The following is a 23,135-nucleotide window of genomic DNA, read 5'->3' on the forward strand; positions in this document are numbered from 1 at the left end:
TGAACAATAACTTGACAAAATGGTGCCAGGCACCATTTTGTCAAGTTATTGTTTTTTAAACCAGTCGAAAAAGAATAAGTTCCGGGGCGGCTTAAATGTAACTACGGTCAAGGGAAGTTTTCATTTAATACCAAAGGCAAAAAGGAAAATACTGCCTCATTGTAGAAAAATAACAAATACAGGGCATATTAGAAAGGAATAAGGGTATCATTTACCATAAAATACGCAAGAATGGATATTTCCAAACCGGGAGGATGTTATGCGACAGTATATCCAGGAAAAAATCTTGCCTCATGTTTTAAAGCCCACACGGTATTTGGGTAATGAATGGAATGTTGTGAAGAAAGAGTGGGAGGAAGCCAAAGTCACTATGGCCTTCGCCTTTCCCGACGTTTACGAAATTGGGATGTCCCATTTAGGGCTGCATATTTTATATGGATTAGTGAACAATAGGTCGGAATTCCTGATGGAAAGGGTATTTGCACCTTGGGTGGATATGGAAGAGCAACTACGCAGGCATAAAATTCCACTTTTTACATTGGAATCTTACAGAGCGCTGGGCGATTTTCATGTGCTTGGATTTACCTTGCAGTATGAGATGAGTTATACCAATATTCTTAATATGTTGGATTTAGCTGGTATTCCATTGAAAAGTGCTGACCGCCAAGAAGGGCCATTGGTAATTGGCGGCGGCCCTTGCGCCCTTAATCCCGAACCGTTAGCGCCGTTTTTTGACTGCTTTTTACTGGGTGATAGTGAAGAAATGCTTCTTCAACTGCTTGAAATTACGGCAAGGCATCTAAATGAAGACGGTAAGTTTGACAGGGAGGCATTATTGGGTGAATTGTCGCTGGTTTCGGGTATTTATGTTCCTGGGTTTTACCAGCTTCGATATAAGCCGGATGGAACTATCGGTTCGGTTGATCCGGCGAAGGAAGAGGTGCCGCCGCGGGTGCAGCGCCGGATAGTGCAAAATCTTGATGAGGCTTATTTTCCCACTAAACCGTTAGTGCCTTATATGGAAATAGTCCATGACCGGATGATGCTTGAAGTAATGCGCGGTTGTACTCGGGGATGTCGTTTTTGTCAGGCGGGCATGGTCTATCGGCCGGTTCGGGAACGAAAAAAGGATACCTTGCTTAAGCAGGCAGAAGAGTTGGTGCAAAATACAGGTCACGAAGAAATTTCTTTAACTTCGCTAAGCACGGCAGACTACTCTTGTGTGCAGCCGTTGACCAAGGAACTTCTTAATCGTTATCAGGACGGAGGGATAAATGTAGCCTTGCCATCACTACGGGTAGACGCATTTTCTGTGGACCTGGCGGCGGAGATACAGAGAGTACGTAAGAGTGGATTGACATTTGCCCCGGAAGCGGGCAGCCAAAGAATGCGCAATGTAATCAATAAGAATGTTACTGAGGAGGATTTGCTCGGTGCAGTAACTGCAGCTTTTCGAGCAGGATGGACTAACATCAAACTTTATTTTATGTTAGGTTTGCCCGGCGAGACCAATGACGATCTGGCGGCCATTGCGGATTTAGCAAAAAAGGTTCTTGATATAGGTAGGCAGGAACTGATGGCCCAGCGCGGCAGGCCCAATATTACTGTCAGCGTATCTTCCTTTGTTCCTAAGGGTCATACCCCGTTTCAATTTGAAGGGCAGAACCCCGTGGAAGAACTGCGAGCTAAGCAGCAATTTTTACGGGGGCAGCTAAAAGGACGGGGTTTGAAATTTAAGTGGCACGAAGCTAAACTTAGCTTTTTGGAAGCAGTATTCGCCCGGGGAGGCAGAAAACTGGCACCGGTATTAGAGAATGCATGGAAATCGGGATGTCGTTTTGACAGCTGGGATGAACATTTTGACTATGCTAAATGGCAAACGGCTTTTGAAAATGCTGCAATTGACCCCGAGTTTTATGCAAATAGACCCTTTGACTACCAAGAGGTGCTACCATGGGATCATTTGGACGCCGGTGTAAGCAAGGCATATCTGATTAGGGAACACAAACGGGCAATGGAAGAAGCTCTGACCCATGATTGTCGTTGGGATGAGTGCACCGGATGCAGCATATGCGATCGTTTTCAGGTAGAAAACCGTTTGTGGGGTGATGAGATTAATGTTGATTAGGATGGAATTCGCTAAAGGGGCACCTTTAAAATTTTTGTCGCACTTGGATTTAATGCGTACTTTTCAAAGAATTTTTCGACGGGCAGCTCTGCCCTTGGCTTATTCCCAGGGATTTAACCCTCACCCCAAGATAGCTTTCTCACCGGCACTGCCGGTGGGTGCTGCAAGCCAGTGTGAATATTTAGATGTAGAGTTGGATGCCCAGATGAGTGGGGATGAAATTCTCACTAGAATGAACAGACAGCTTCCTGAAGGGTTGGAAATAAAAAAAATAAAAGAAGTGTCCCAACCTGCGGATGCTTTAAATGCGATAATTAACCGTGCAGAATATACCGTATATTTTCAGACCAAGCTGTCGGAAGCGGAAGTCGCTCAATACTTGGAGGAACTATTAAAAAGAGAGGAAATTATTATAGAAAAACGTAGTAAAAAGGGAATTAAGAAAAAAAATATCCGGCCCGGTATTTATAAATTAAACTGCCAACAGGAAACTGCAGGAATGTGCATTGATATGGTGGTTCAGACAGGCAGTGACGGTAATGTTCGGCCGGAACAGATTTTAGATTTTCTCAGAAATGAATGCAACCTAGCTATCACGGAAGCTCGGATTACACGGACTGGACTCTATGTGTATGCCGACGGACACTATAAGACGCCGTTGGAAGTGGTTGCCTAAGGAGTGGGAAAAAGGTGTATAAGGAAATAATCGTCCATGTGGATGACCAGGAAACCACTGTGGCGGTATTGGAAGATCAGCGTTTGGCTGAAGTCTACCTGGAACGGTCTCTCAATCAGCGCTTGGTGGGGAACATTTTTAAAGGCAAGGTGGAAAATGTACTGCCTGGTATGCAGGCGGCTTTTGTTGATATTGGCTTAGAAAAGAATGCATTTCTTTATGTTGAGGATGCCATATCAGGCCAGCAGCATCAAGCAGCTGGCGGCAATGCAGGAAAATTGAGCATAAATGATGTTGTTAAACAGGGCCAGGAGATTATTGTGCAGATAGTGAAAGAACCTATCGGCACCAAAGGAGCTCGGGTTACTCGAAATATTACTCTGCCCGGACGCAATTTGGTGTTGATGCCTAATGTCAGCTATATTGGTATTTCCCGGCGGATTGAAGAAGAAGAGGAACGGGAACGACTGCGGCAGTTATCGGAGAAGGTCAAACCTGCTGATATGGGTTTAATCGTGCGTACTGTAGCTGACGGAATCCGGGAAAGTGAAATGGCAGAAGATATAGACAACCTGGTACATCTCTGGAAACATATTAATAATAGAAACAGCAGACAGTCCGCCCCCAGTTTGCTCCATAAAGATTTAGAGTTAATTCAACGAATTCTAAGAGATCTATTTACTCAGGATGTAGAACGGCTATTAGTTAATTCTCAGTTGACCTATGAGAAAGTGATAGAAGCACTAAGTTTAATTGCGCCTTCCTTAAAAAACAAAGTTTCCTTGTTACGTGAGGAAAACCTGCTTGATAAATTTAGCATCAGGCAGCAGTTGGCCCATGCACTGGAAAGGAAAGTCTGGCTCAAATGCGGCGGACACCTCGTCATTGATCAGATGGAAGCTTTGACGGCAGTGGATGTGAATACAGGTAAGTTCGTAGGCAGTAAGAACTTGGAAGAGACGGTGCTTAAGACTAACCTTGATGCGGCAGTGGAGATCGCACGGCAAATTCGTTTACGCAATATTGGTGGAATAATAATTATTGATTTTATTGATATGATTGCCGGTGAGCATCAGGAACAGGTCTTGACTGCCCTATCTGAGGAACTCAAGTACGATAAAACCCGGACAAATGTTTTGGGTCTCACCCAGTTGGGTTTGGTGGAATTGACTCGCAAGAAGGTTAGGCAGAGTCTGCGCAGTATTATGCAGAAGGACTGCCCATATTGCATGGGTACCGGCCGGGTTTTATCCGAGGATACAGTTAGCTTCCGGGTACATAGGGATATCCTGGAAGAAGCGGAAAAGACTCCGGCGCCGGCGATTTCTGCTAGAGTCAATCCGCTGGTGGCGGCACATTTGATTGGTACCGGTGGCAGCGGTCTTAGGGCTTTGGAACAGGAAACAGGCAAACAAATTCTTATTCAGGGCCAAAAGGAATTACACATAGAAGATGCGGAAATTCGTACCGTTTATGATAAGGCGGAAATAGAAAGGCTGACCGTGCCGGTGCATGTGGGAGAAGAATTTAGGGTTAAGGTGGAAGAACCCCATGCTGCTAACCCTTATGACGGTATTGGCAGGGTACAGGGATTTGTTTTGGATATAGAGGGTGGCGGAGCTTTGGTAGGTCAACAGGCAATAGTAGAAATAACTAAAGTATTTCGCACTTATGCCAGAGCCAAAATTCTCGGCAGCTGAAAACTTTTGTTTTGCGAAACTAATGTTTCTCCGGATGCTTGACAATAACGGGGTGCTTTGTTAGAATAAGTGGTTGTAAGTGCGTTTTAAAACCGCTCGGTTGAGGTTTATAAAAATCACATTTTCTGATGTGTGCCTTAAAAATCGGCGAGTCTTTGGCGAGGAGGTGCAAGACTTATGTATGCTATTATTGAAACTGGCGGCAAGCAGTACCGGGTTAGCGAAGGTGATACAATATTTGTGGAAAAGCTGGATGCACAGGAAGGCGATGTAGTTACCATTGACCGGGTGCTTGGCGTGAAGAAAGATAATGACTTTGTTGCGGGTAGTCCGGTAGTAGACAATGCTAAGGTTACCCTGAAAGTGGAAAAACAGGGTAGGGCCAAGAAAATTATTGTCTACAAATATAAAGCAAAAAAAAATTATCGCCGGAAGCAGGGCCATCGTCAGCCATTTACTAAGGCCAAGGTGGAAAAAATCGAGGCGTAATCGATGATTAAAATTCGCTTTTACTTAAATCGGGATGAGTATATCGATTCTTTTACCGTTAAAGGGCATTCGCGGTTTGATGAACACGGTAGGGACATTGTTTGTGCTGCCGTTTCTGTTCTTGCTCAAAGTGTGGTGATTGGTCTGGAAGAACATATGGGTCTTACCCTGCAGGTAAAGCAGCAGCCGGGAGATCTAAGTTGTAAACTGACGGACCCGTTGAATCATGCTCGACAAAGTGAGGCTGAAGCGATTTTACGTACTTGTTATTTAGGGATGCTGGCTATACAGGAAAGCTATCCAGATTATGTAGACATTCAAGTAATCAGGAGTTAGGAGGTGGCATTGATGAGAAAAATAGATCTGCAGCTCTTTGCTCATAAAAAAGGTGTTGGTAGTTCCCGGAATGGTCGGGACAGTGAATCAAAAAGACTGGGTGTTAAGCGCGGTGATGGACAACTGGTTAAGGCAGGTAACATTATTGTTCGTCAGCGGGGTACTAAAATTCACCCGGGCTTAAATGTGGGAATTGGTAAAGACGATACTCTTTTCGCCCTTGCCGATGGTTTTGTTAAATTTGAAACCAAGGGTAAGAGCAAGAAACAGGTAAGTATTGTCATCGAAGCGGTAAGCTAAGACTGCGAGCCCCCTGGTTAAAACCGGGGGGTCTTTTGTATTAAGTGCTAAGAGAGGAGGGGGTACGGTTGGAAGAATTGTTTGGACAAAGCTTGACGCTGCTGCGCGGTCAAAAGCATGATTTTTTAAACCACCTCCAGGTGATTTCAGGGCTGATACAACTGGGGAAAAGTGACCAAGCACTAAATTATATAAAAACGAGTATTACGGAAATAAATCGGGATGGGTCGGTTGCTAAACTGGCGGACAGTCGTATGGCACTATTTATGGTATTGCTTCAAAGGGAGGCAAAGGATAAAGGAGTCCCGTTGGATATTAAGGTAGCGGAGAGTGGAGCGCATTTGATACCTACTGCAACAAGTGCAGGTGCCGTACGCGCTCTGGCCGGGGAAATTATTGCTACTTTATCAACGTCCGCCGGTAAGGGAAACACCGTTTCTGCATACATAAGCATAGCTGGGCAGGATAAAAACATGACGATGGAATTAATAATCCATCCTGTTTGGGACTTGCCGGATGATACCCAGGAAAAATTACATAACTGCGGTTGTCGGGTGAGGCAGATGGGGAATACTATTAAACTGATAATCCCTTGCATTGAAACCAAAACGGAATAAAAAACTTGAGAGCCTATGTTATCTTGGAATTGACTGCGCACTTAGCGTGGATATAATAAAAATCAGGAAGTGAGACGATGTTTTACGACCGGGCGAAAATTTATGTAAAAGGTGGAGACGGGGGTAACGGGGTGGTCTCTTTTCGGCGGGAAAAGTATGTTCCCGAAGGAGGGCCCAATGGCGGTGACGGCGGCCATGGTGGTAATGTGATCTTCCAGGTAGACTCCGGCTTACGTACATTGGTGGATTTCCGTTATAGCAAACATTATAAAGCAGACCGGGGTCAGCATGGCCAGGGTAAAAATATGCATGGTAGAGGCGCTAAAGATATGGTAGTAAATGTACCTCCCGGTACTGTTATCAAGGATGAAGAAACAGGGCAGGTTATGGGTGACCTAGTGGAATCGGGGCAATCAATGGTGGTGGCCCAGGGTGGACGAGGCGGTCGGGGTAACGCCCGGTTTGTTAGTTCTAAGAATAGAGTACCTACTTTTGCAGAAAAAGGAGAGCCGGGAGAAGAACGACAGCTGATACTGGAATTAAAGTTATTGGCCGATGTGGGCTTGATTGGTTTTCCTAATGTAGGTAAATCTACGATGATATCCCGTATATCTGCTGCCAAACCGAAAATTGCCGATTATCCGTTTACTACATTGGTACCTAATTTGGGTGTGGTCAGATTAGATGAAGGAAGAAGCTTTGTAGTAGCTGATATTCCGGGGTTAGTTGAAGGGGCCCATGAGGGAACCGGCTTGGGACACCGGTTTTTACGACATGTGGAGCGCACACGACTCCTTCTTCATGTATTAGACGGAGCCCAGACTGAGGGCCGGGACATCATAGAGGATTACCAAATTATTAATCGGGAACTGGCTCATTATAATGAAGCACTATCCCGTCGCCACCAGATTGTGGTGGTAAATAAGATGGATATTCCTGGGTCGGAAGAAAATATTCATAGATTAAAGGATTGCTTAGAGCCGGATATTCCCATAGTGGCGGTATCTGCGGTGACCGGTGACGGAATCGATAAATTGCTCCTATTAACTGCTGAATTGCTGGAAAAAATTGAGGCAGAACCCATGGAAACCTTAGAAACAGAAGAAGTAAGAATAGTTGAAGGTCCGACCGGCCAACGGTTTACCATTGATTTTATTGATGGTGTTTGGGTAGTAGGGGGCAATGAGATTGAAAAGCATCTGGCAATGACCGATTTCAATAATGAAGATTCGGTAAAGCGCCTGCAGCACATCATGCGTGTGATGGGGGTGGAGGGTGCTTTGAGGAAAAAAGGTGCAGCGTCTGGTGAAGAAGTTAGAATTAAGGATATAGAATTTGAATTTATGGACTAAGATAACGCTGTCTCGATGCGTAGAACAAAAAAAGAAATCAATTGGCAGGCAGCGTTTGCCTGCTTTTCTTTTTGCTTTAAAGTATCGGAGGATTTTGCCCGGTGGAGGTGCGCCCTTTCTTGGAAAACAGCACAAATTGGGCAATGGCACCTTTAACCAAATTATGTTATAATAGCTTCAATCTTGCTCTAGGGATGATGATTATGCGCGAAAAATTTACTGATATCAATCGTTTAGTAATAAAAGTAGGGACCAGGGTACTTACCCACGAAACTGGCAAACTAAACTTACATCGTATTGAAAGCTTAGTTCGGGAAGTTGCGGACCTGACTAATAGCGGCCGGGAAGTGATACTAGTCAGTTCCGGGGCTGTTGGTGCTGGAATGGGTAAATTGGGGCTGAATGAAAAGCCCAAAACCATTCCAGAGAAACAGGCCGCCGCTGCGGTAGGTCAGGGTCTGATGATGCATATTTATGAAAAACTCTTTGCCGAATATGGGCTGGTGGTTGCTCAGGTATTGCTTACTCGAGAGGATGTGGCTGACCGGCGCCGTTATTTAAATGCCCGTAACGCCTTATTCAGACTGCTGCAGTTTGGGGTAGTCCCTATCGTAAATGAGAACGATACTATTGCCATAGAGGAGATCCGTTTGGGGGATAATGATACCCTATCTGCGATGGTAGCCGGCTTAGCGGATGCAGGGCTATTGATAATCCTATCTGACATTGAAGGGCTCTATACGTCTAACCCAAGGGAAAACAGTGCAGCTCAGTTAATATCCGAAGTAGAGGAAATAACACCGGAAATAGAGATATTGGCCGGTGGTGCAGGCACTAAAATGGGCACAGGAGGAATGGTGACAAAAATACAAGCAGCGCGAATTGCTGCCAGCTTTGGCATTCCCATGGTTATAACCCATGGGAAAAAAACCGGTGCCTTGCGTCGGGTGGTAGCCGGGGATCCATGCGGCACTTTATTTCTTCCAGGGGAGCACAAACCGGCGGCTAAGAAGCGATGGATTGCCTTTGGTTCGAATATAAAGGGGAGCATTACTGTTGACCAAGGAGCTTATGAGGCTGTTATTAAACATGGCAGGAGCCTGCTTCCGATTGGGGTGGTGGATGCCCAGGGAGAATTTCACACGGGAAACGTTATCAGCATCTTGTCTCCTCAAGGCGATGAATTTGCTCGAGGGATTACAAACTATCACCTGGAAGAATTGATTAAAATTAAAGGGAAAAACAGCAGCGATATCGAAAATATATTGGGTTATAAGGACTTTGACGAGGTTATTCACCGGGACAATTTGGCGGTGCGTGTCTGATCCTATAGTGACTAAAACTGCTGTTTATTGAAAATGGAGGTAGTCCGATGGTTAAGGAAGTTATTTTAGGAAAAGGAAAGTTGGCCCAGGAAGCTGCCAAGCAGTTGGCCGTAATTGATACAAATGTCAAAAATGAGGCCTTAAAAAAAATGGCAGGCGCCCTGGTACAAAAATCTAATGAAATACTTGAAGCCAATCAAAAGGATATGGAACAGGGTAAGAAGAACGGTTTGCCTGATGCGCTGTTGGATAGACTGTTACTGACTGAGGATAGATTAGAAGATATGGCGGAAGGACTGCGGGCGCTGATTTCCTTGCCCGATCCTATCGGTAAGGTCGATAATATGTGGAAGCAGCCCAATGGTTTGGAAATCGCGCAAGTAAAGGTGCCGCTGGGAGTTATCGGCATTATTTATGAAAGTCGCCCCAATGTTACCGTTGATGCCGCCGGGTTATGTCTTAAAACCGGCAATGCCGTACTGCTGCGTGGAGGTTCTGAGGCATTTCATTCTAACCAGGCTCTTGCCTGGGTAATTGCTCATGCCGCGGAAACAGCAGGAATTCCTGCCGGGGCTATCCAGTTGGTGGAAACTACGGACAGGGAAGCAGTGCAGGTAATGTTGACCATGAATCAATATTTGGATGTATTAATACCCAGAGGCGGAGCCGGGCTAATACAGCATGTATTAAACAACGCTACAGTTCCGGTAATAGAAACCGGTGTAGGTAACTGTCATACATTCATCGACTGCGATGCCAACCTTGACATGGCCGTTGATATCGCCGTAAACGCCAAGGTGCACCGTCCCGGCGTCTGTAATGCCATGGAGAATTTACTTGTCCATGAAGAAGTCGCGGCGCAGTTCCTGCCTCGTATGCAGGAGCGTATGAACCAACACGGCGTAGTGTTGCGCGGTTGTACCAAAACCAGAGAAATACTGGCAGACATAGAAGATGCAGTGGAAGAAGATTGGCATACGGAATATCTGGATTTGGTGCTGGCAGTGAAAGTAGTAGGCAATTTAGATGAAGCCATAGACCATATCTACCGCTACGGTACGAAACATTCTGAAGCTATCGTAACAGAAAACTATAGCACTGCGCGCAAATTCACACACATAGTGGATGCAGCAGCAGTTTATGTTAATGCCTCTACCCGATTTACTGATGGGTTTCAGTTTGGTTTTGGTGCCGAGATCGGTATCAGTACCCAAAAACTGCATGCTCGCGGACCCATGGGACCTGAACAACTAACAACATTTAAATATATTGTGCAAGGGGACGGACAAATTCGCAGCTAATACACCCCCTTTATTTCTAGGATTGATGTGTCGGAAGCAATGTCAAGACTAGAGACTGCAGCATATTTTGAATTGAACGGGGGAGGTTCTATGTCGGAAACCAAGGGTATAAAACGCGTAGGCATTATGGGGGGAACCTTTGACCCCATTCACTATGGGCATTTGGTGACTGCCGAAGAGACTCGCGGCAGGTTTAATCTGGATAAGGTCATATTTGTGCCGTCAGGAAAGCCTCCCCACAAAAAGGGCTATACGGTTACCGATGCCCGGCACCGTTATTTGATGACCCTGTTAGCGGTTGCAACAAATCGCTTTTTCGAAGTGTCCCGCATTGAAATCGACCGTCAAGGTTATTCCTATACGGTGGATACGGTGAATCAATTTTACCAGCAACTGCCTGAGGGTACCGAAATCTACTTTATTACCGGTGCGGATGCTATTATGGAGATTCTTACCTGGAAAAATATTGAAGAGCTCCTGGGCCGCACTAGGTTCATCGCCGCCACTCGGCCTGGAATAGAATTGGAACATATGAAATTGGTACTTAAGGAACTGCCTTTTTCTGCGATGGAAATGATTTACCCCCAGGAAGTTCCGGCCATGGCAATATCGTCAACTGATATTCGTATGCGAGTGAGAGAAAAGAGATCAATTAAGTATCTGCTGCCGGAGGCGGTCGAGCATTATATCTATAAAAATCGTTTGTATCATGATGAATAACTTGACAAAATGGTGCCTGGCACCATTTTGTCAAGTTATTGACTGTTATTGTCAAATAAAGTGAGGGTCACAAAGCTTGGATGATAAGGTTAACCAATGGCTAAGACTATATAGAAACGAGGCTCGGCGCCGTCATGCTGCTGCTGTGGCGGATACGGCCCAGGAATTAGCGACTGCACACGGTGTAGACCCCATAAAGGCGCATACTGCCGGAATTTTACATGATTTGGCCAGGGATATCAATACCGAGGAACTGGTGCAGCGAGCGACACAATGGTCAATAAAGGTGGGTCACTGGGAGAAAATGAATCCGGTGGTGCTGCACGCACCGGTAGGCGCGGCCATGGCTAACAGGGAGTTAGGTGTACAGGACGAAGAAATATTGGCTGCAATATCAGCGCATACTCTGGGGGTACCGGGGATGTCTTTGTTATCTAAGGTTCTGTACCTAGCAGATGTAATTGAACCCGGGCGAAGTTTTCCCGGACTGGATGACATCCGCGTTTTAGCCCGGAAAAATCTTAATGGTGCTTTGTTGGCTGCTATGGATAGCAGTATCACGTATCTTTTGGACCGACGAAGGGTGATACACCCACAAACACTTGAAGCACGAAATTCGGTATTAATCAGCATACAATTAGAGGAGGAGATGTTTTGAAGGATAGCCGCTCTTTGGCCAAAGAGATAGCCATTGCAGCTAGTGAAAAAAAAGGAAGAAACATTGTCCTTTTGAACTTGCAAGAAGTCTCATTAATTGCCGACTATTTTGTCATTGTCAGTGCCGGTTCCAGTACTCAAGTTAAGGCTATTGCGGATAGCATCTTAAAGAAGTTAAGGGAAGAAGATATTGTGCCCCGAAGCCGTGAAGGATATCAGGAGGCTCAGTGGATACTGCTTGATTACGGTGGAGTGGTGACCCATATATTTCAAGAGGAACAGCGTCAGTTCTATGATTTGGAGCGACTCTGGGGGGACGCTGAGTCGGAGCAATTTCAAGGAAGTTAGCAATTGGGTTTGGTTTTAGCCAGGAAGGAGATTAGTAATGGAAGAACGTTATAATTTCAAGGATATTGAGCCAAAATGGCAACAGGATTGGAAAGCTAATTCATTATTTTCGGTAACAGAAGATCAAAAGGACCAGGAAAATAAATACTACTGTCTGGAAATGTTTCCTTACCCTTCAGGTAATTTGCATATGGGTCATGTGCGTAACTATTCCATTGGCGATGTCGTTGCACGCTTCAAGACAATGACCGGCAAAAACGTACTGCATCCCATGGGTTGGGATGCATTTGGCCTGCCTGCGGAAAATGCCGCCATTAAGCATGGTGTGCATCCTTCTAAATGGACCACTGAGAATATCGCCAACATGCGCAGCCAGCTGCAGTCTATGGGGCTAAGTTACGATTGGGATCGAGAGGTTGCCACCTGTTATCCTGATTATTATCATTTTACTCAATGGATGTTTCTTCATCTATATAATAAAGAACTGGCTTATAAAAAGCATGCAGCTGTAAACTGGTGTCCGTCCTGTGCGACTGTGCTGGCTAATGAACAGGTGGTAAACGGTGCCTGTGAACGCTGTGAAACTACAGTTGAGAAAAAGGACCTGGATCAATGGTTTTTCAAAATTACCCAGTATGCGGATAGGCTCCTTGAAGATTTGGATAAACTTCCCGGCTGGCCGGATAAAGTAAAAACCATGCAGCATAATTGGATTGGTAAGAGCACGGGTGCGGAAATAGTATTTAAAGCGGAAAAAACCGGCGATGAAATTAAGGTATTCACCACCCGTCATGATACGGTATTTGGTGTCACATATATGGTGCTTGCGCCGGAACATCCTTTAGTGAAAAAACTAACTATCGGAACAGAATATGAAAAACAGGTTACTGAGTTTACAGCAAAGGTTACTGCGATGGATAACTTTACCCGAACAGCTACCGATATGGAAAAGGAAGGTGTCTTTACCGGCGCCTTTGCCATCAACCCGTTAAGCGGTGAAAAAATTCCCATTTGGATTGCCAACTATGTCCTGATGGATTACGGAACCGGGGCAGTGATGGGCGTTCCTGCCCATGACCAGCGGGACCTGGACTTTGCACGGAAATATCAACTGTCTGTTCGTATTGTTATTAACCCCGAAGGGGAGGAATTGCCTGACGGCAGTGAGCTTACCAAGGCGTATGCGGCAGCAGGAAATTTGGTTAATTCCGAGCAGTTTAACGGGCTGCCCCATACTGAGGCCCAGGAAAAAATAGCATCATATCTTGAAGCAAAAGGCATTGGCAGCAAACAGGTGAATTTCCGCCTGCGGGACTGGCTCATTTCCCGGCAAAGATATTGGGGAGCGCCAATTCCTATTCTCTATTGTGACGAATGTGGGACAGTACCAGTTCCGGAGAAAGATTTACCGGTACTGCTGCCTACCGATGTAGAATTCAGACCTAATGGGGAACCACCGTTAAATACTTCAGCGGAGTTCCTGCACACTACCTGCCCCGAATGCGGCGGCAAGGCTAGGCGGGAGACTGATACCATGGATACCTTCGTCTGTTCGTCGTGGTACTTCCTGCGTTTTACAGACCCGAAGAACAGCGAAGTACCTTTTGCCACTGATAAGGCAAATTACTGGATGAATGTGGACCAATATATTGGCGGGGTTGAACACGCAATTTTACACCTGATGTACGCCAGATTTTTTACTAAAGTTCTTTATGACTCTAAACTGGTAGCTTATGATGAACCTTTTGCCAATCTGCTCACGCAGGGCATGGTACTGAAGGATGGCACCAAGATGTCTAAGTCCAAGGGAAATGTGGTCAGTCCCGAAGAAATTATTGAACGTTACGGTGCGGATACGGCGCGCTTATTCATCCTCTTTGCCGCTCCACCGGAAAGAGATTTAGAATGGAGTGACCAGGGGGTAGAGGGATGCTACCGTTTCCTAAACCGGGTGTGGCGCCTCGTATATTCCTATCATGGGCAGATGGATGGTCTAGATGGCGGTGTGGCCATTAACAGCGGTGCAGATAAGGAACTATGGCGACTACTGCATGCTACCATTAAAAAGGCCACCGAGGATATTGGGGAGCGCTTTAACTTCAATACTGCTATCAGTGCCATTATGGAATTGGTAAATGGTACTTATAATTATCGGGAACAAGTAAAGGATGAGGAGAATTCAGCGCTGCTAAAAGCAGTGTTAACTCAACTTGTGGTAATGCTGGCTCCTTTTGCACCTCATGCAACCGAAGAACTATGGCGGTCCTTGGGCAATAAAGAAAGCATACATGCCCAGCCATGGCCGGAATATGATCCTGAGGCATTGGTACGGGATGAGGTCAATATTGTGGTACAGATAAACGGCAAAGTACGTGACCGGGTTGATATAGCAACTGATCTTGACCGCGAGGGCATGATTGAGGCAGTGATGCAGTTGGATAGGGTTCAAAAATGGCTGGAAGGAAAGCAAATTATCAAGACCATTGCCGTACCAAACAAACTGGTTAATATAGTGGTGAAATAGATAGTTCACCTAGATATCAAGTTTAAAATAAGTAATTGGCCCGGGCTTACCCCGGGTTTTTTTATTCCCTAAAAAAGGAAAATATCAATTCGGGTGGAATAATCAGGTAATGGAGGGACGGACATGGATGATAAACGTTTGCGGTATATATTGATATTATTACTGTTGGCTTTATTGGTTGGCGGCGGGATAAAGATGCTGAATGCTGATGACCAACCGGTACTGATAAGTGACCAATCGGTTGAAGATCAAGCAGGAGTGGCTGGAGTAGGTACGGCAGACGACAACCAGGAAGGAAAGGTGGCAGTGTATATTACCGGTGCGGTAAAGAAGCCTGATGTTTACTTTATGGCTGCCGATGCTCGGGTGCAGGATGCTGTTGACCTGGCCGGGCCGCAGCCGGCAGCGGACCTGAGTAAGCTGTCTTTGGCGCGGCACTTGCTGGACGGTGAAACTATTGATGTACCCCGTATTGGCGATATTTCGGTTTCCGGCCAAACTACCGAAGTTGGTCAAGAGGAAACTACTGGTAAGATTAATATTAACAGTGCCAATCAAACGCTGTTGGAAACACTACCCGGTATCGGGCCGGCTTATGCAGGGAGGATTATTGAGTATCGACAGGGACATGGCGGCTTTAAGTCCCTGGAAGAATTGAAGCAGGTATCCGGAATTGGCGATAAACGTTTTGAGCAGCTGAAAGACCTGATTACCCTCTGATGGTTTAATGTGATGCGGCGGGGAGGAGAACTGGTGAATATGGCGGAGCGACCGTTGGCTGCAGCTGTGATTTTTATGTGCGTGGGGATTTTCCTCGCCGCTAAGAGCGGTGCTGCCCTATGGATGCTGATTGGTGCGGCGGTGTTTTTAAGTATTTTATTAGCTAAAGGCACAAGAGAATGGTTGACCCGGGCAGCTATCCTGCTGGGGTTTCTTATTGTGGGCGCAATTTGGTCAAAAGCTGCTTTATTATCTACCGGATATATTGGGGGATTGGCCGGCGAGGAAGTGACAGTTACCGGTAAAATTATCTCCGTTCAAGAATATTCCCAACGCCGGGAGATGGTGCTGCGGGTCTCTAAAGTGGCTCAAGGTTCCCGATTATTCGGTGTAAATGAGAAAGTATTATCGGTACAGTATGATACGCAAAATGATTGGCTGCCTGGTGACGAAGTAAAGCTAAAGGGGATAGTCAACCCTCCCTCTGCCGGCGGCAACTTGGGTGAATTCAACTATCGCGATTACCTGAAACGCCAGGGGATTACCGCCCGCTTGACAGTTGCAGACGCCCAACTGCTTCAAAGCGGCGGATGGACGCCGCTGCGCTTTTCTGCTTACGTCAGAAGGGCCACGGTCCAGCGGATATTTACGGTACTACCTGAAGAACAAGCTGCGGTTTTAGTGGGTATGCTGCTGGGAGAAAAGCAGTATTTACCTGAGGATGATGCAAACCTTTATCGGAATTTAGGCGTCATGCATGTCTTTGCCGTATCCGGCCTGCATGTAGGATTTGTTGCTGCTCTAGTGATTTCTCTCTTAGGGAAGGTAACGATAAACACCACCGCCGGTTCGGCCCGGGTACTACGCTTTATGGTTACAGGGGCGGTATTGTTGTTTTATGCCGCCCTTGCCGGGTTTAGCGCGTCGGTAGTTCGAGCAGTGGCAATGACTTTGGTGGGCATTTTTTCATATGTGGTTGATCGGCGCAAGGATTTTTACAATGCTTTAGCCCTGGCAGCACTCGCCTGGTTGTTATACAGACCACTGGCTCTATTTGATGCAGGTTTTCAGCTTTCATTTGCGGCGGCGCTGGGTATTTATTATCTTAATCCGGCTGCAGATAAGCTGCTGAGCTTTTTGCCCGATTGGCGCTCAATCGTGACCGTTCCCTTAGTGGCTCAGCTGGCTCTGCTGCCGCCTTTGGCCTATCATTTTGGCACCGTATCTCTGGTATCCTTGTTGGCTAATATACCCGTAGTATTTGCAGCCGGGGCAATTATCATCTTGGGGATTGTTATTATGGCTCTGCAGTTTGTATTTTGGCCCGTGGCGGAATTATTACTTTTCAGTGCGGGTATGCTCATTGAAATGGTACAGCGCTATCTTGACTTACTGGGGCACATTCCCTTTGCATATCTTTACTTAAGAATGCCTTTGCCGTTGGAAATAGTTCTATACTATATTATTCTGGTAGGCTTGAGGGAAGGTATCATGGGGAATTTGCCTATGGCCAAAGACAAAGGACGTTGGCTGAAACGGGGACTGGCAGCTGCATTAGTTATTTTAATAATTGTGGGAAGTATCCCTGGAAAGAAACTGGAGGTAATTTTTTTAGACGTAGGCCAAGGGGACGCTGCGTTAGTGATGACGCCAGGGGGAAAAAATATTCTTATCGATGCGGCCGGAGGGGGTTTTGGCGGATTTGACATCGGCCGTGACCGGCTGCTGCCCGCTCTTCACCGGCTAGGAGTCAGGCGGATAGATCTGCTGGTAAACAGCCATCCGGATCGAGATCATATCGGTAGTCTTGGGACGGTAGCTGCTGAAATTCCAGTAGATCTGGCGCTTTTTCCTGTCTTAAACCCTGAGGGAATGGAACAGCTCAATCCGTACCTAAATGCATTGACAGAGAAGAATGTCAAATATAATTTTCTCGGGACTGGAATGGTGGTGGCCTTAGATAATGGCATTTACATGGAAGTGCTCAATCCGCCAAAACAAGTAACCCCCGCTTGGGAACTTAATGACCAGTCCCTGGTGGTAATGCTCCGCCACGGCGATGTTGACTTTCTATTTACCGGTGACATTGAGCAAAACGCAGTCATTCGATTATTGGATGCGGGAACTAAAATTGCTGCAGAGGTGATAAAGATACCTCATCACGGTAGTGCCGGCTCATTTAACAAGAGTTTTTATCAGCAGACGCAGCCCCAGGTTGCGGTGATTTCAGTCGGTCGTAATAATTTCGGTCACCCATCTCCGGTAGTGACTTCCTTTTTACAGCGCCAGGGTATCAGCGTATATCGTACCGACCGTGACGGTGCCGTAAAAGTGTCCAGCGACGGTACTAATTTGTGGGTTGATACTGTCCACTAAAACTTCCGCCGGCGTCTTAAGGGTTGGACTCAAGAGCACAAGTGCGGCTAAGGCAGCCAAGCTGCCAAGTCTTCTATGGCGTAAGGCCGTGTTTTAATTTATAATAAAATAAATGGAGCAACTTTATCTTAGAATATAGAAAGTGGTGCGTTTCTTGGCTGACTTTAAAAAAGTAATGAAGGATATTCAAGAGGGCGAAATGAGGCAGCTGTACCTGTTTTATGGCGAAGAGACATATTTACGGCGCAAACTGGTGGATACCATCAAACAGCAAGTTTTATCTGGTGGCGCCCAAGATTTTAATTATGACTATTTTGACGGCAGGGAGGTTTCCGCGTCACAAATAGTTGCTGCTGCTGAGACTTTACCGGTGATGGCGCCAAAGCGCTTGGTGGTGACGGGCGATGCCATGTTCTTTTCTAGCCAGGCCAAGTATCGCCTGAATAAGGGTGATGAAAATCAATTAATTGAATATTTTAAAGCGCCCAACCCCAGCACGGTTGTGGTGTTTTACTTAAAGGCAAAACCCGATGGCAAAAAAAATATTGTTAAGGTAATTAGTAGGCAAGGATTGGTAATGGAAATGGGTAAACTTTATGGGGACAATTTGGCAGAGTGGTTAAAGGATATGTTTACCCAGCAGGGGAAAGAGATAGAACGCAGCGGTCTGACCCAGCTTTTGACTGTCGGCAGTGACTTGGCAGTTTTGGAAAAGGAAGTTGAGAAACTAGTGGTTTATGCCGGTGATGCAGGCAGGGTAACTCGTAACATGGTGGAGGAGTGTATGAGCCGGACAGCAGAGTCTGATGTATTTAAAATGGTTGATGCCATTGGTGCTCAGCGTTCGGAAGATGCGGTACAATATTTGCGGGAGATTTTATTGGTTGGTGAACCACCGATCCGGGTGCTGCTGATGATAAGCCGCCAATTCCAACTGCTGCTGTCCATAAAAGTCCTGTTGGATCAAGGTTATTCGTCAAAACAGACAGCGGGCAAACTTCGACTTCCCCAGTGGCTCTTGGCTAAACTTGTAAAACAGAGTCGTAATTTTACCGTAGAACAATTAGAAAATGCCATCATGGCTGCGGCAAAGCTAGATAGGCAAATAAAACGTTCCACGATTAATTCCGGACGGGCGATGGAAATATTAATTTTATCATTTAGTGGCTAGTAGAACTTATATAAAACGGCCCACCGTTTGGCGGTGGGCCGTAATTTTTTCAATGTATAGGAAATTATGGGTTGTGGATAATTTCCTATACATGGGGGTTATTAAGGGGGTGTGCCCCCTTATGTTAATTTTAGGAGGGTCATAGCGAAGCGACCTAGGGAACCAGGGGTTCCCTGGGTAAGAACAAAAGCATTACCTTTAAGTGCCGGAAGGCATGAAATGCTTTTGTTCTATTAGGAAGCATTAGAAGCGTTAACAGCTTGATCATATCTTCTTTGCAGCTGGGATTTTTTTCTGGCTGCTTTATTTTTGTGGATTAGGCCATAGACAACGGCTTTATCTACTTTTTTTACAGCTACCATAAAAGCGCTATTTAATTTTTCCTGGTCACCTGCTTCTGCGGCAGCATCAAACCGCTTCAGTGCAGTTCTCAAAGCAGATCTGCGGGCAGAATTACGTACGGTACGATTTTCAATAGTGCGTACTCGTTTCTTTGCGGATTTAATATTAGGCATGAAGTTCACCCCCTCAGAGAAATTTTCTATAAGTAATTTTAATTAGTAAACCTTTTTACATAGAACAGACTATATTTTATCAGATTTCAACGGGAAACGCAACAAATAGCGAGAGACCAAATGCCTTAATGATAAAAGCATCTTATAAATTGACACTTAACATTTCTCACCTGCGTAAAAAAAGTATAGTCTTTTCTTTTCATGGGAAAACTTATAGTAAAAGAAGAAAGGAGGGATGAAGGTGACTGGATGGTTAGGAATGGTTGTACGATTCGTAGTTTCAGCGTTAGTATTGCTTGTTGTCAGTTGGTTTTTGCCAGGATTCAGAGTTGCTGGATTTACCGGGGCAATTATTGGTGCGGTAGTTATTGCTGTGCTGGGTTATTTAATTGAAAGCCTGATGGGCGGAAAAGTGTCGCCGCAATCTCGCGGAGTAATTGGATTTCTTACATCAGCTGTGGTAATTTACTTAGCGCAATATATTATTCCCAGTTATTTGCAAGTGACTATCCTAGGTGCATTGTTGGCAGCATTGGTTATTGGTATTATAGACGCTTTTGTACCTACTGAATTAAGGTAGTATATTTTTTGTTGGAAGTTAATAAGGAATAAGTGAAAGGCAAAACTTGCCCCGCGGGTAGTTTTGCCTTTCTCTTGTACCGGCCTTTTTGCAGGTTATAAAGTATGGGACAAGTGCATAAATTTAGGTATGGACACCTAGGGAAAGGAGCAAATAAATTGCGGAAGCCCATTATCCAACGATTTTCTTATTCCCCATATAAAAAAAAGAAACGGTTACTTTATCCGGTTGTGGCAGCAATCGTGTTGGTACTGTATTTGGTACCGAAAATGTTCGGGCTGCCAATGCCAGAGGCCGTTCCGGTATTTAACGATAGCAGCAGCCAAAGTGATTCTCTTTTTCAAAGGATTTATAGGTGGGGTTTTTTGGAAGAACCAGATGATATTCTAAAACAGGGATTACCACTTGGAGCATTTACCTCCGAGGATGGAGAGGTGGGTTCACCAAATCTGAATCAAATATTCAACTCATGGGTTAAGTTTATTACCCGAGTTGAACCTGGTGTGGCCCGTAGTCTGATTAATTCGCAATTAATGGCTCTGGCCGAAGCAGCGAATTACGAGGAAAACGCTCGGGTGCTGCCGCCACCGCCGCCGGAAGAAATTCCAGTGCTGACGGAACTTAAGTCAATATCACGGGGAGAAGTTCTGGTGGGGGTTTATAATTCACATAACGCCGAGACATATGAAATGACTGATGGTGTTGACAGATTACCCGGAAAAAATGGTGGTGTATCCGAAGCCGCCCAAACCTTGGCAGAAACCCTGGAAGAAGAGTATAATATCAAGGCTGTTTACGATGACACTATTCATGATTATCCCCGTTGGGGAGCATCCTATGGTAATTCCGAGACCACTGCTAAAAAGCTGCTGCAGCAGTATCCTGATATCCGGGTATTAATTGATGTACACCGGGATGCAGGTATTCCCAGCCGGGAGACAGTGACCATTGAAGGAAAGCGAGCGGCACCTATCTTACTTATTGTAGGAACTGATACTCGTTGGGACCATCCAAACTGGCGCAAGAACTTAGCCTTTGCCAAAAAGATAGAAGCAATGATGAAGGAGTTATATCCGGGCTTGTCAGCCGGGGTACGACCTCAAAGTGGCAGATATAACCAACACCTTCATCCTCATGCTATCCTGGCAGAGTTAGGCAGCTCCAGTAATTCGCTAGGTGATGCCGAAGAGAGTGCTCGCCTTCTCGCGGGTGTGATAGCTAGAGTATTACCTGAAATTGAATAACTATTAGTTTAAGTAGACCGAGGGCAGCTTCGGTCTTTCTTTTATTTTCATCGGATATAGACGGAAGAATATGTAAAAACTATAAAAACGGAGGTGGTTAAGTTTGGTGAAAAAATTTTTATTATTACTACTGGTATTTTACCTGCTGATATGGGGTCTTAATAAAACCGCAATAGAAACACGCAAAGTTACCGCCGTGGCCCCCGGGGCGGTAATGAGTATTAATTTCACACCTCAAGATTTGGAGGTAGAGGCCATGGGAAATCTATATCAGTTGAAATTTCCTCCGCCGGTGCAGTTAAGAATTAACCAGTATCAACAGATTGTAGGCAGTTGGTACACCACTGCCAAGGAATACTGGCAGCGGCTAAAAGCAAGGGTAGGGAGATTGATAGATGGGGCTGCTACTTTCGCCGCTGTCGTCGGAATGGTATAATAAGGCAGTCAACAGCGACGAAATGAGGAATGTCTATCATGACTGAAAAAAGAGGGGGCGTGGCCCGGGCTGCCGGCATGATTATGGTGGCCATGGTGATTTCCCGTATTTTGGGATATCTGCGGGATGTGATTATCTACGCTCAGTTTGGTCAAAATCGCATAACTGATGCTTATCGGGCTGCATTTTCCATTCCGGATTTTTTATATATGCTTTTAGTAGGTGGAGCGTTAAGTTCTGCATTTATTCCGGTAATCAGTAGTCTGGTTGCCAAAGAGCGGGAAGAAGAAGTGTGGTACACAGCCAGTGTCATCTTAAATGTAATTATGGTGCTAATGGTGGTAGGGATAGCTATTGGGATGGTATTTACGCCCCAACTGATAGGCATATTGGTGCCTGGCTTTAAGGGTGAAAGTTTTAACCTGACTGTATCTTTGACCAGGATCATGTTCTTTCAGGCTTTCTTTATGGCCCTAAACGGTATTTCCACCGGTATTTTAAATTCGTATAGACACTTTTTTTCCCCAGCCTTGGGGTCAGTGCTATATAATTTGGCAATTATTGTCGTAGGACTCTTGCTCCAGCCGTACATTGGCATCGCTGGTTTTTCCATAGGGGTGGTTATTGGCGCCATGATTAATTTTAGTGTCCAGATACCTGCGTTGATGCGTTTGGGAGTGCGCTATCGTCCCGCATGGAATATCAGGCATCCGGAAGTGAAAAAAATTGTGGTGCTGATGCTGCCGGTATTGGTGGGCTTATCGGTTACCCAGTTTAACTTGTTTGTTAACCAAAACCTAGCCAGCACCTTGGCACCGGGCATAGTTGCCGCCTTAGCTGCAGGGCAGCGGTTGATGCAGCTCCCTATCGGTATTTTTGGTATTGCGGTGGCGGTGGCGGTATTTCCCACACTTACAGCTCACTCGGCTTTGGATGAAAAAGCTGCCTTTAAACGGACTATGTCTCTCGGGATACGGTCGGTAATCTTTTTGACGCTTCCGGCTGCTGTAGGTCTTGTTGCCCTGCGCACACCTATTATCAGGGTCCTGTTTGAATGGGGAAAGTTTACCCATAATGATACGGTGGCTATCGCCGAAGCTTTGTTTTATTATTCATTCGGACTCTTCGCCTATTCGGCAAATCAGGTATTGAACCGGGTTTTTTATGCTCTGCATGACACGCGGACACCGGTAACCGCCGCGGTAGCCACCATTGCCATCAATATTGGGCTTAGCTTTTTGTTGATAGGACCGCTGCAGCATGGCGGACTGGCTTTAGCATATTCAGTTGCCGGCGTGGTAAATATGGTGTTACTGCTGGGCATACTGCGCCATAAGATTGGTTCCATCAATGGAAGACAGCTGGTTTCTTCCTTTTTTATCAGTTTATTTGCTTCGCTGTTAATGGGCGCTGCCAGTTACTTTACCGCTTGGAACGCGGACAGGCTGTTGGATATGACTGTCAAGTTTAATCAATTAATTCAAGTAACGGCAGCGGTGGCAGTAGGGGCAGTGGTTTATGCTGTTCTTGCGCTGCTTTTCCACTTGGAGGAAGCAGATATGGTTATGGACATATTTCGGCGTCGGTTAAAACGCCGCAGAGGTGCCGGTGCTTGATGCT

The 23,135-nt window shown here is 45.7% G+C and carries 22 protein-coding genes; 21 read left to right on the forward strand and 1 reads right to left on the reverse strand.

Annotated features, from left to right (window positions below):
- Nucleotides 1–259 precede the first annotated feature (259 nt).
- The 17 genes from MFMK1_RS05275 (at nucleotide 260) to holA (ending at nucleotide 18,740) form a co-directional block, all read left to right on the forward strand.
- Entirely contained in the window at nucleotides 260–2,128 is a 1,869-nt protein-coding gene (locus MFMK1_RS05275) for a TIGR03960 family B12-binding radical SAM protein (protein ID WP_366924093.1), read from the forward strand.
- Nucleotides 2,118–2,804 (forward strand): TIGR03936 family radical SAM-associated protein, encoded by a 687-nt coding sequence (locus tag MFMK1_RS05280; RefSeq protein ID WP_366924094.1) that lies wholly within the window; start codon nucleotides 2,118–2,120, stop codon nucleotides 2,802–2,804. Before MFMK1_RS05275 ends, MFMK1_RS05280 begins: the two co-directional genes overlap by 11 nt.
- A gap of 14 nt (nucleotides 2,805–2,818) precedes the next feature.
- Complete coding sequence (locus MFMK1_RS05285; RefSeq protein ID WP_366924095.1) at nucleotides 2,819–4,504, forward strand: Rne/Rng family ribonuclease; 1,686 nt, start codon at nucleotides 2,819–2,821, stop codon at nucleotides 4,502–4,504.
- A 177-nt stretch (nucleotides 4,505–4,681) separates the two neighbouring features.
- Nucleotides 4,682–4,993 carry a 50S ribosomal protein L21 gene (rplU, locus tag MFMK1_RS05290; protein WP_366924096.1) on the forward strand — a complete coding sequence of 104 codons (312 nt, stop codon included), beginning with the start codon at nucleotides 4,682–4,684 and terminating at the stop codon, nucleotides 4,991–4,993.
- 3 nt (nucleotides 4,994–4,996) lie between these two features.
- Nucleotides 4,997–5,329 (forward strand): ribosomal-processing cysteine protease Prp, encoded by a 333-nt coding sequence (locus MFMK1_RS05295; protein WP_366924097.1) that lies wholly within the window; start codon nucleotides 4,997–4,999, stop codon nucleotides 5,327–5,329.
- A gap of 12 nt (nucleotides 5,330–5,341) precedes the next feature.
- Nucleotides 5,342–5,629 (forward strand): 50S ribosomal protein L27, encoded by a 288-nt coding sequence (gene rpmA, locus MFMK1_RS05300; protein WP_366924098.1) that lies wholly within the window; start codon nucleotides 5,342–5,344, stop codon nucleotides 5,627–5,629.
- Between the two features lie 68 nt (nucleotides 5,630–5,697).
- On the forward strand, nucleotides 5,698–6,246 hold the full coding sequence (locus tag MFMK1_RS05305) for a Spo0B domain-containing protein (protein WP_366924099.1): 549 nt from the start codon (nucleotides 5,698–5,700) through the stop codon (nucleotides 6,244–6,246).
- A 77-nt stretch (nucleotides 6,247–6,323) separates the two neighbouring features.
- Entirely contained in the window at nucleotides 6,324–7,598 is a 1,275-nt protein-coding gene (obgE, locus tag MFMK1_RS05310; protein WP_366924100.1) for a GTPase ObgE, read from the forward strand.
- A 197-nt stretch (nucleotides 7,599–7,795) separates the two neighbouring features.
- On the forward strand, nucleotides 7,796–8,923 hold the full coding sequence (gene proB / locus MFMK1_RS05315; RefSeq protein WP_366924884.1) for a glutamate 5-kinase: 1,128 nt from the start codon (nucleotides 7,796–7,798) through the stop codon (nucleotides 8,921–8,923).
- Between the two features lie 47 nt (nucleotides 8,924–8,970).
- Nucleotides 8,971–10,224 carry a glutamate-5-semialdehyde dehydrogenase gene (locus MFMK1_RS05320; RefSeq protein WP_366924101.1) on the forward strand — a complete coding sequence of 418 codons (1,254 nt, stop codon included), beginning with the start codon at nucleotides 8,971–8,973 and terminating at the stop codon, nucleotides 10,222–10,224.
- A gap of 90 nt (nucleotides 10,225–10,314) precedes the next feature.
- Complete coding sequence (nadD, locus tag MFMK1_RS05325) at nucleotides 10,315–10,944, forward strand: nicotinate-nucleotide adenylyltransferase (protein WP_366924102.1); 630 nt, start codon at nucleotides 10,315–10,317, stop codon at nucleotides 10,942–10,944.
- 76 nt (nucleotides 10,945–11,020) lie between these two features.
- Complete coding sequence (gene yqeK, locus MFMK1_RS05330; RefSeq protein ID WP_366924103.1) at nucleotides 11,021–11,602, forward strand: bis(5'-nucleosyl)-tetraphosphatase (symmetrical) YqeK; 582 nt, start codon at nucleotides 11,021–11,023, stop codon at nucleotides 11,600–11,602.
- The gene (gene rsfS / locus MFMK1_RS05335) at nucleotides 11,599–11,949 is read left to right on the forward strand and encodes a ribosome silencing factor (RefSeq protein WP_366924104.1); all 351 of its coding nucleotides are present in this window, start codon (nucleotides 11,599–11,601) and stop codon (nucleotides 11,947–11,949) included. The genes yqeK and rsfS overlap by 4 nt, the downstream gene beginning before the upstream one ends.
- Nucleotides 11,950–11,986: 37 nt before the next feature.
- Nucleotides 11,987–14,473, forward strand: a complete 2,487-nt coding sequence (leuS, locus tag MFMK1_RS05340; RefSeq protein WP_366924105.1) for a leucine--tRNA ligase — start codon at nucleotides 11,987–11,989, stop codon at nucleotides 14,471–14,473.
- 123 nt (nucleotides 14,474–14,596) lie between these two features.
- A complete protein-coding gene (locus MFMK1_RS05345) occupies nucleotides 14,597–15,193 on the forward strand; it encodes a ComEA family DNA-binding protein (protein ID WP_366924106.1) in 597 nt (198 codons plus the stop codon).
- A gap of 39 nt (nucleotides 15,194–15,232) precedes the next feature.
- Nucleotides 15,233–17,569 (forward strand): DNA internalization-related competence protein ComEC/Rec2, encoded by a 2,337-nt coding sequence (locus tag MFMK1_RS05350; protein WP_366924885.1) that lies wholly within the window; start codon nucleotides 15,233–15,235, stop codon nucleotides 17,567–17,569.
- Between the two features lie 154 nt (nucleotides 17,570–17,723).
- On the forward strand, nucleotides 17,724–18,740 hold the full coding sequence (gene holA / locus MFMK1_RS05355) for a DNA polymerase III subunit delta (RefSeq protein WP_366924107.1): 1,017 nt from the start codon (nucleotides 17,724–17,726) through the stop codon (nucleotides 18,738–18,740).
- Nucleotides 18,741–18,973: 233 nt separating this feature from the next.
- Here the strand turns inward: holA and rpsT are convergent, their stop codons facing one another.
- Nucleotides 18,974–19,255, reverse strand: coding sequence for a 30S ribosomal protein S20 (gene rpsT, locus MFMK1_RS05360; RefSeq protein ID WP_366924108.1), 282 nt, complete (start codon nucleotides 19,253–19,255; stop codon nucleotides 18,974–18,976).
- A gap of 235 nt (nucleotides 19,256–19,490) precedes the next feature.
- Here rpsT and MFMK1_RS05365 point away from each other — a divergent pair, with 235 nt between their 5' ends.
- The 4 genes from MFMK1_RS05365 to murJ all read left to right on the forward strand — a co-directional run bounded on the left by MFMK1_RS05365 (nucleotide 19,491) and on the right by murJ (nucleotide 23,131).
- Nucleotides 19,491–19,835, forward strand: coding sequence for a phage holin family protein (locus MFMK1_RS05365; RefSeq protein ID WP_428846289.1), 345 nt, complete (start codon nucleotides 19,491–19,493; stop codon nucleotides 19,833–19,835).
- A gap of 158 nt (nucleotides 19,836–19,993) precedes the next feature.
- Nucleotides 19,994–21,079, forward strand: a complete 1,086-nt coding sequence (spoIIP, locus tag MFMK1_RS05370) for a stage II sporulation protein P (RefSeq protein WP_366924110.1) — start codon at nucleotides 19,994–19,996, stop codon at nucleotides 21,077–21,079.
- A gap of 103 nt (nucleotides 21,080–21,182) precedes the next feature.
- Nucleotides 21,183–21,515 carry a hypothetical protein gene (locus tag MFMK1_RS05375; RefSeq protein WP_366924111.1) on the forward strand — a complete coding sequence of 111 codons (333 nt, stop codon included), beginning with the start codon at nucleotides 21,183–21,185 and terminating at the stop codon, nucleotides 21,513–21,515.
- 38 nt (nucleotides 21,516–21,553) lie between these two features.
- Complete coding sequence (gene murJ, locus MFMK1_RS05380; protein WP_366924112.1) at nucleotides 21,554–23,131, forward strand: murein biosynthesis integral membrane protein MurJ; 1,578 nt, start codon at nucleotides 21,554–21,556, stop codon at nucleotides 23,129–23,131.
- Nucleotides 23,132–23,135: the final 4 nt, after the last annotated feature.

It is taken from the genome of Metallumcola ferriviriculae (genome assembly GCF_035573695.1).
GTDB classification, from domain to species: Bacteria; Bacillota; JADQBR01; order JADQBR01; family JADQBR01; genus Metallumcola; species Metallumcola ferriviriculae.

Bases quoted from the DNA above. Each gene is read 5' to 3' on its own strand.
- MFMK1_RS05275 (WP_366924093.1), top strand. From the start codon at position 260: ATGCGACAGTATATCCAGGAAAAAATCTTGCCTCATGTTTTAAAGCCC.
- MFMK1_RS05280 (WP_366924094.1), top strand. From the start codon at position 2,118: ATGTTGATTAGGATGGAATTCGCTAAAGGGGCACCTTTAAAATTTTTG.
- rplU (WP_366924096.1), top strand. From the start codon at position 4,682: ATGTATGCTATTATTGAAACTGGCGGCAAGCAGTACCGGGTTAGCGAA.
- MFMK1_RS05295 (WP_366924097.1), top strand. From the start codon at position 4,997: ATGATTAAAATTCGCTTTTACTTAAATCGGGATGAGTATATCGATTCT.
- rpmA (WP_366924098.1), top strand. From the start codon at position 5,342: ATGAGAAAAATAGATCTGCAGCTCTTTGCTCATAAAAAAGGTGTTGGT.
- obgE (WP_366924100.1), top strand. From the start codon at position 6,324: ATGTTTTACGACCGGGCGAAAATTTATGTAAAAGGTGGAGACGGGGGT.
- proB (WP_366924884.1), top strand. From the start codon at position 7,796: ATGATTATGCGCGAAAAATTTACTGATATCAATCGTTTAGTAATAAAA.
- MFMK1_RS05320 (WP_366924101.1), top strand. From the start codon at position 8,971: ATGGTTAAGGAAGTTATTTTAGGAAAAGGAAAGTTGGCCCAGGAAGCT.
- nadD (WP_366924102.1), top strand. From the start codon at position 10,315: ATGTCGGAAACCAAGGGTATAAAACGCGTAGGCATTATGGGGGGAACC.
- leuS (WP_366924105.1), top strand. From the start codon at position 11,987: ATGGAAGAACGTTATAATTTCAAGGATATTGAGCCAAAATGGCAACAG.
- MFMK1_RS05345 (WP_366924106.1), top strand. From the start codon at position 14,597: ATGGATGATAAACGTTTGCGGTATATATTGATATTATTACTGTTGGCT.
- MFMK1_RS05350 (WP_366924885.1), top strand. From the start codon at position 15,233: ATGGCGGAGCGACCGTTGGCTGCAGCTGTGATTTTTATGTGCGTGGGG.
- rpsT (WP_366924108.1), bottom strand. From the start codon at position 19,255: ATGCCTAATATTAAATCCGCAAAGAAACGAGTACGCACTATTGAAAAT.
- MFMK1_RS05365 (WP_428846289.1), top strand. From the start codon at position 19,491: ATGAAGGTGACTGGATGGTTAGGAATGGTTGTACGATTCGTAGTTTCA.
- murJ (WP_366924112.1), top strand. From the start codon at position 21,554: ATGACTGAAAAAAGAGGGGGCGTGGCCCGGGCTGCCGGCATGATTATG.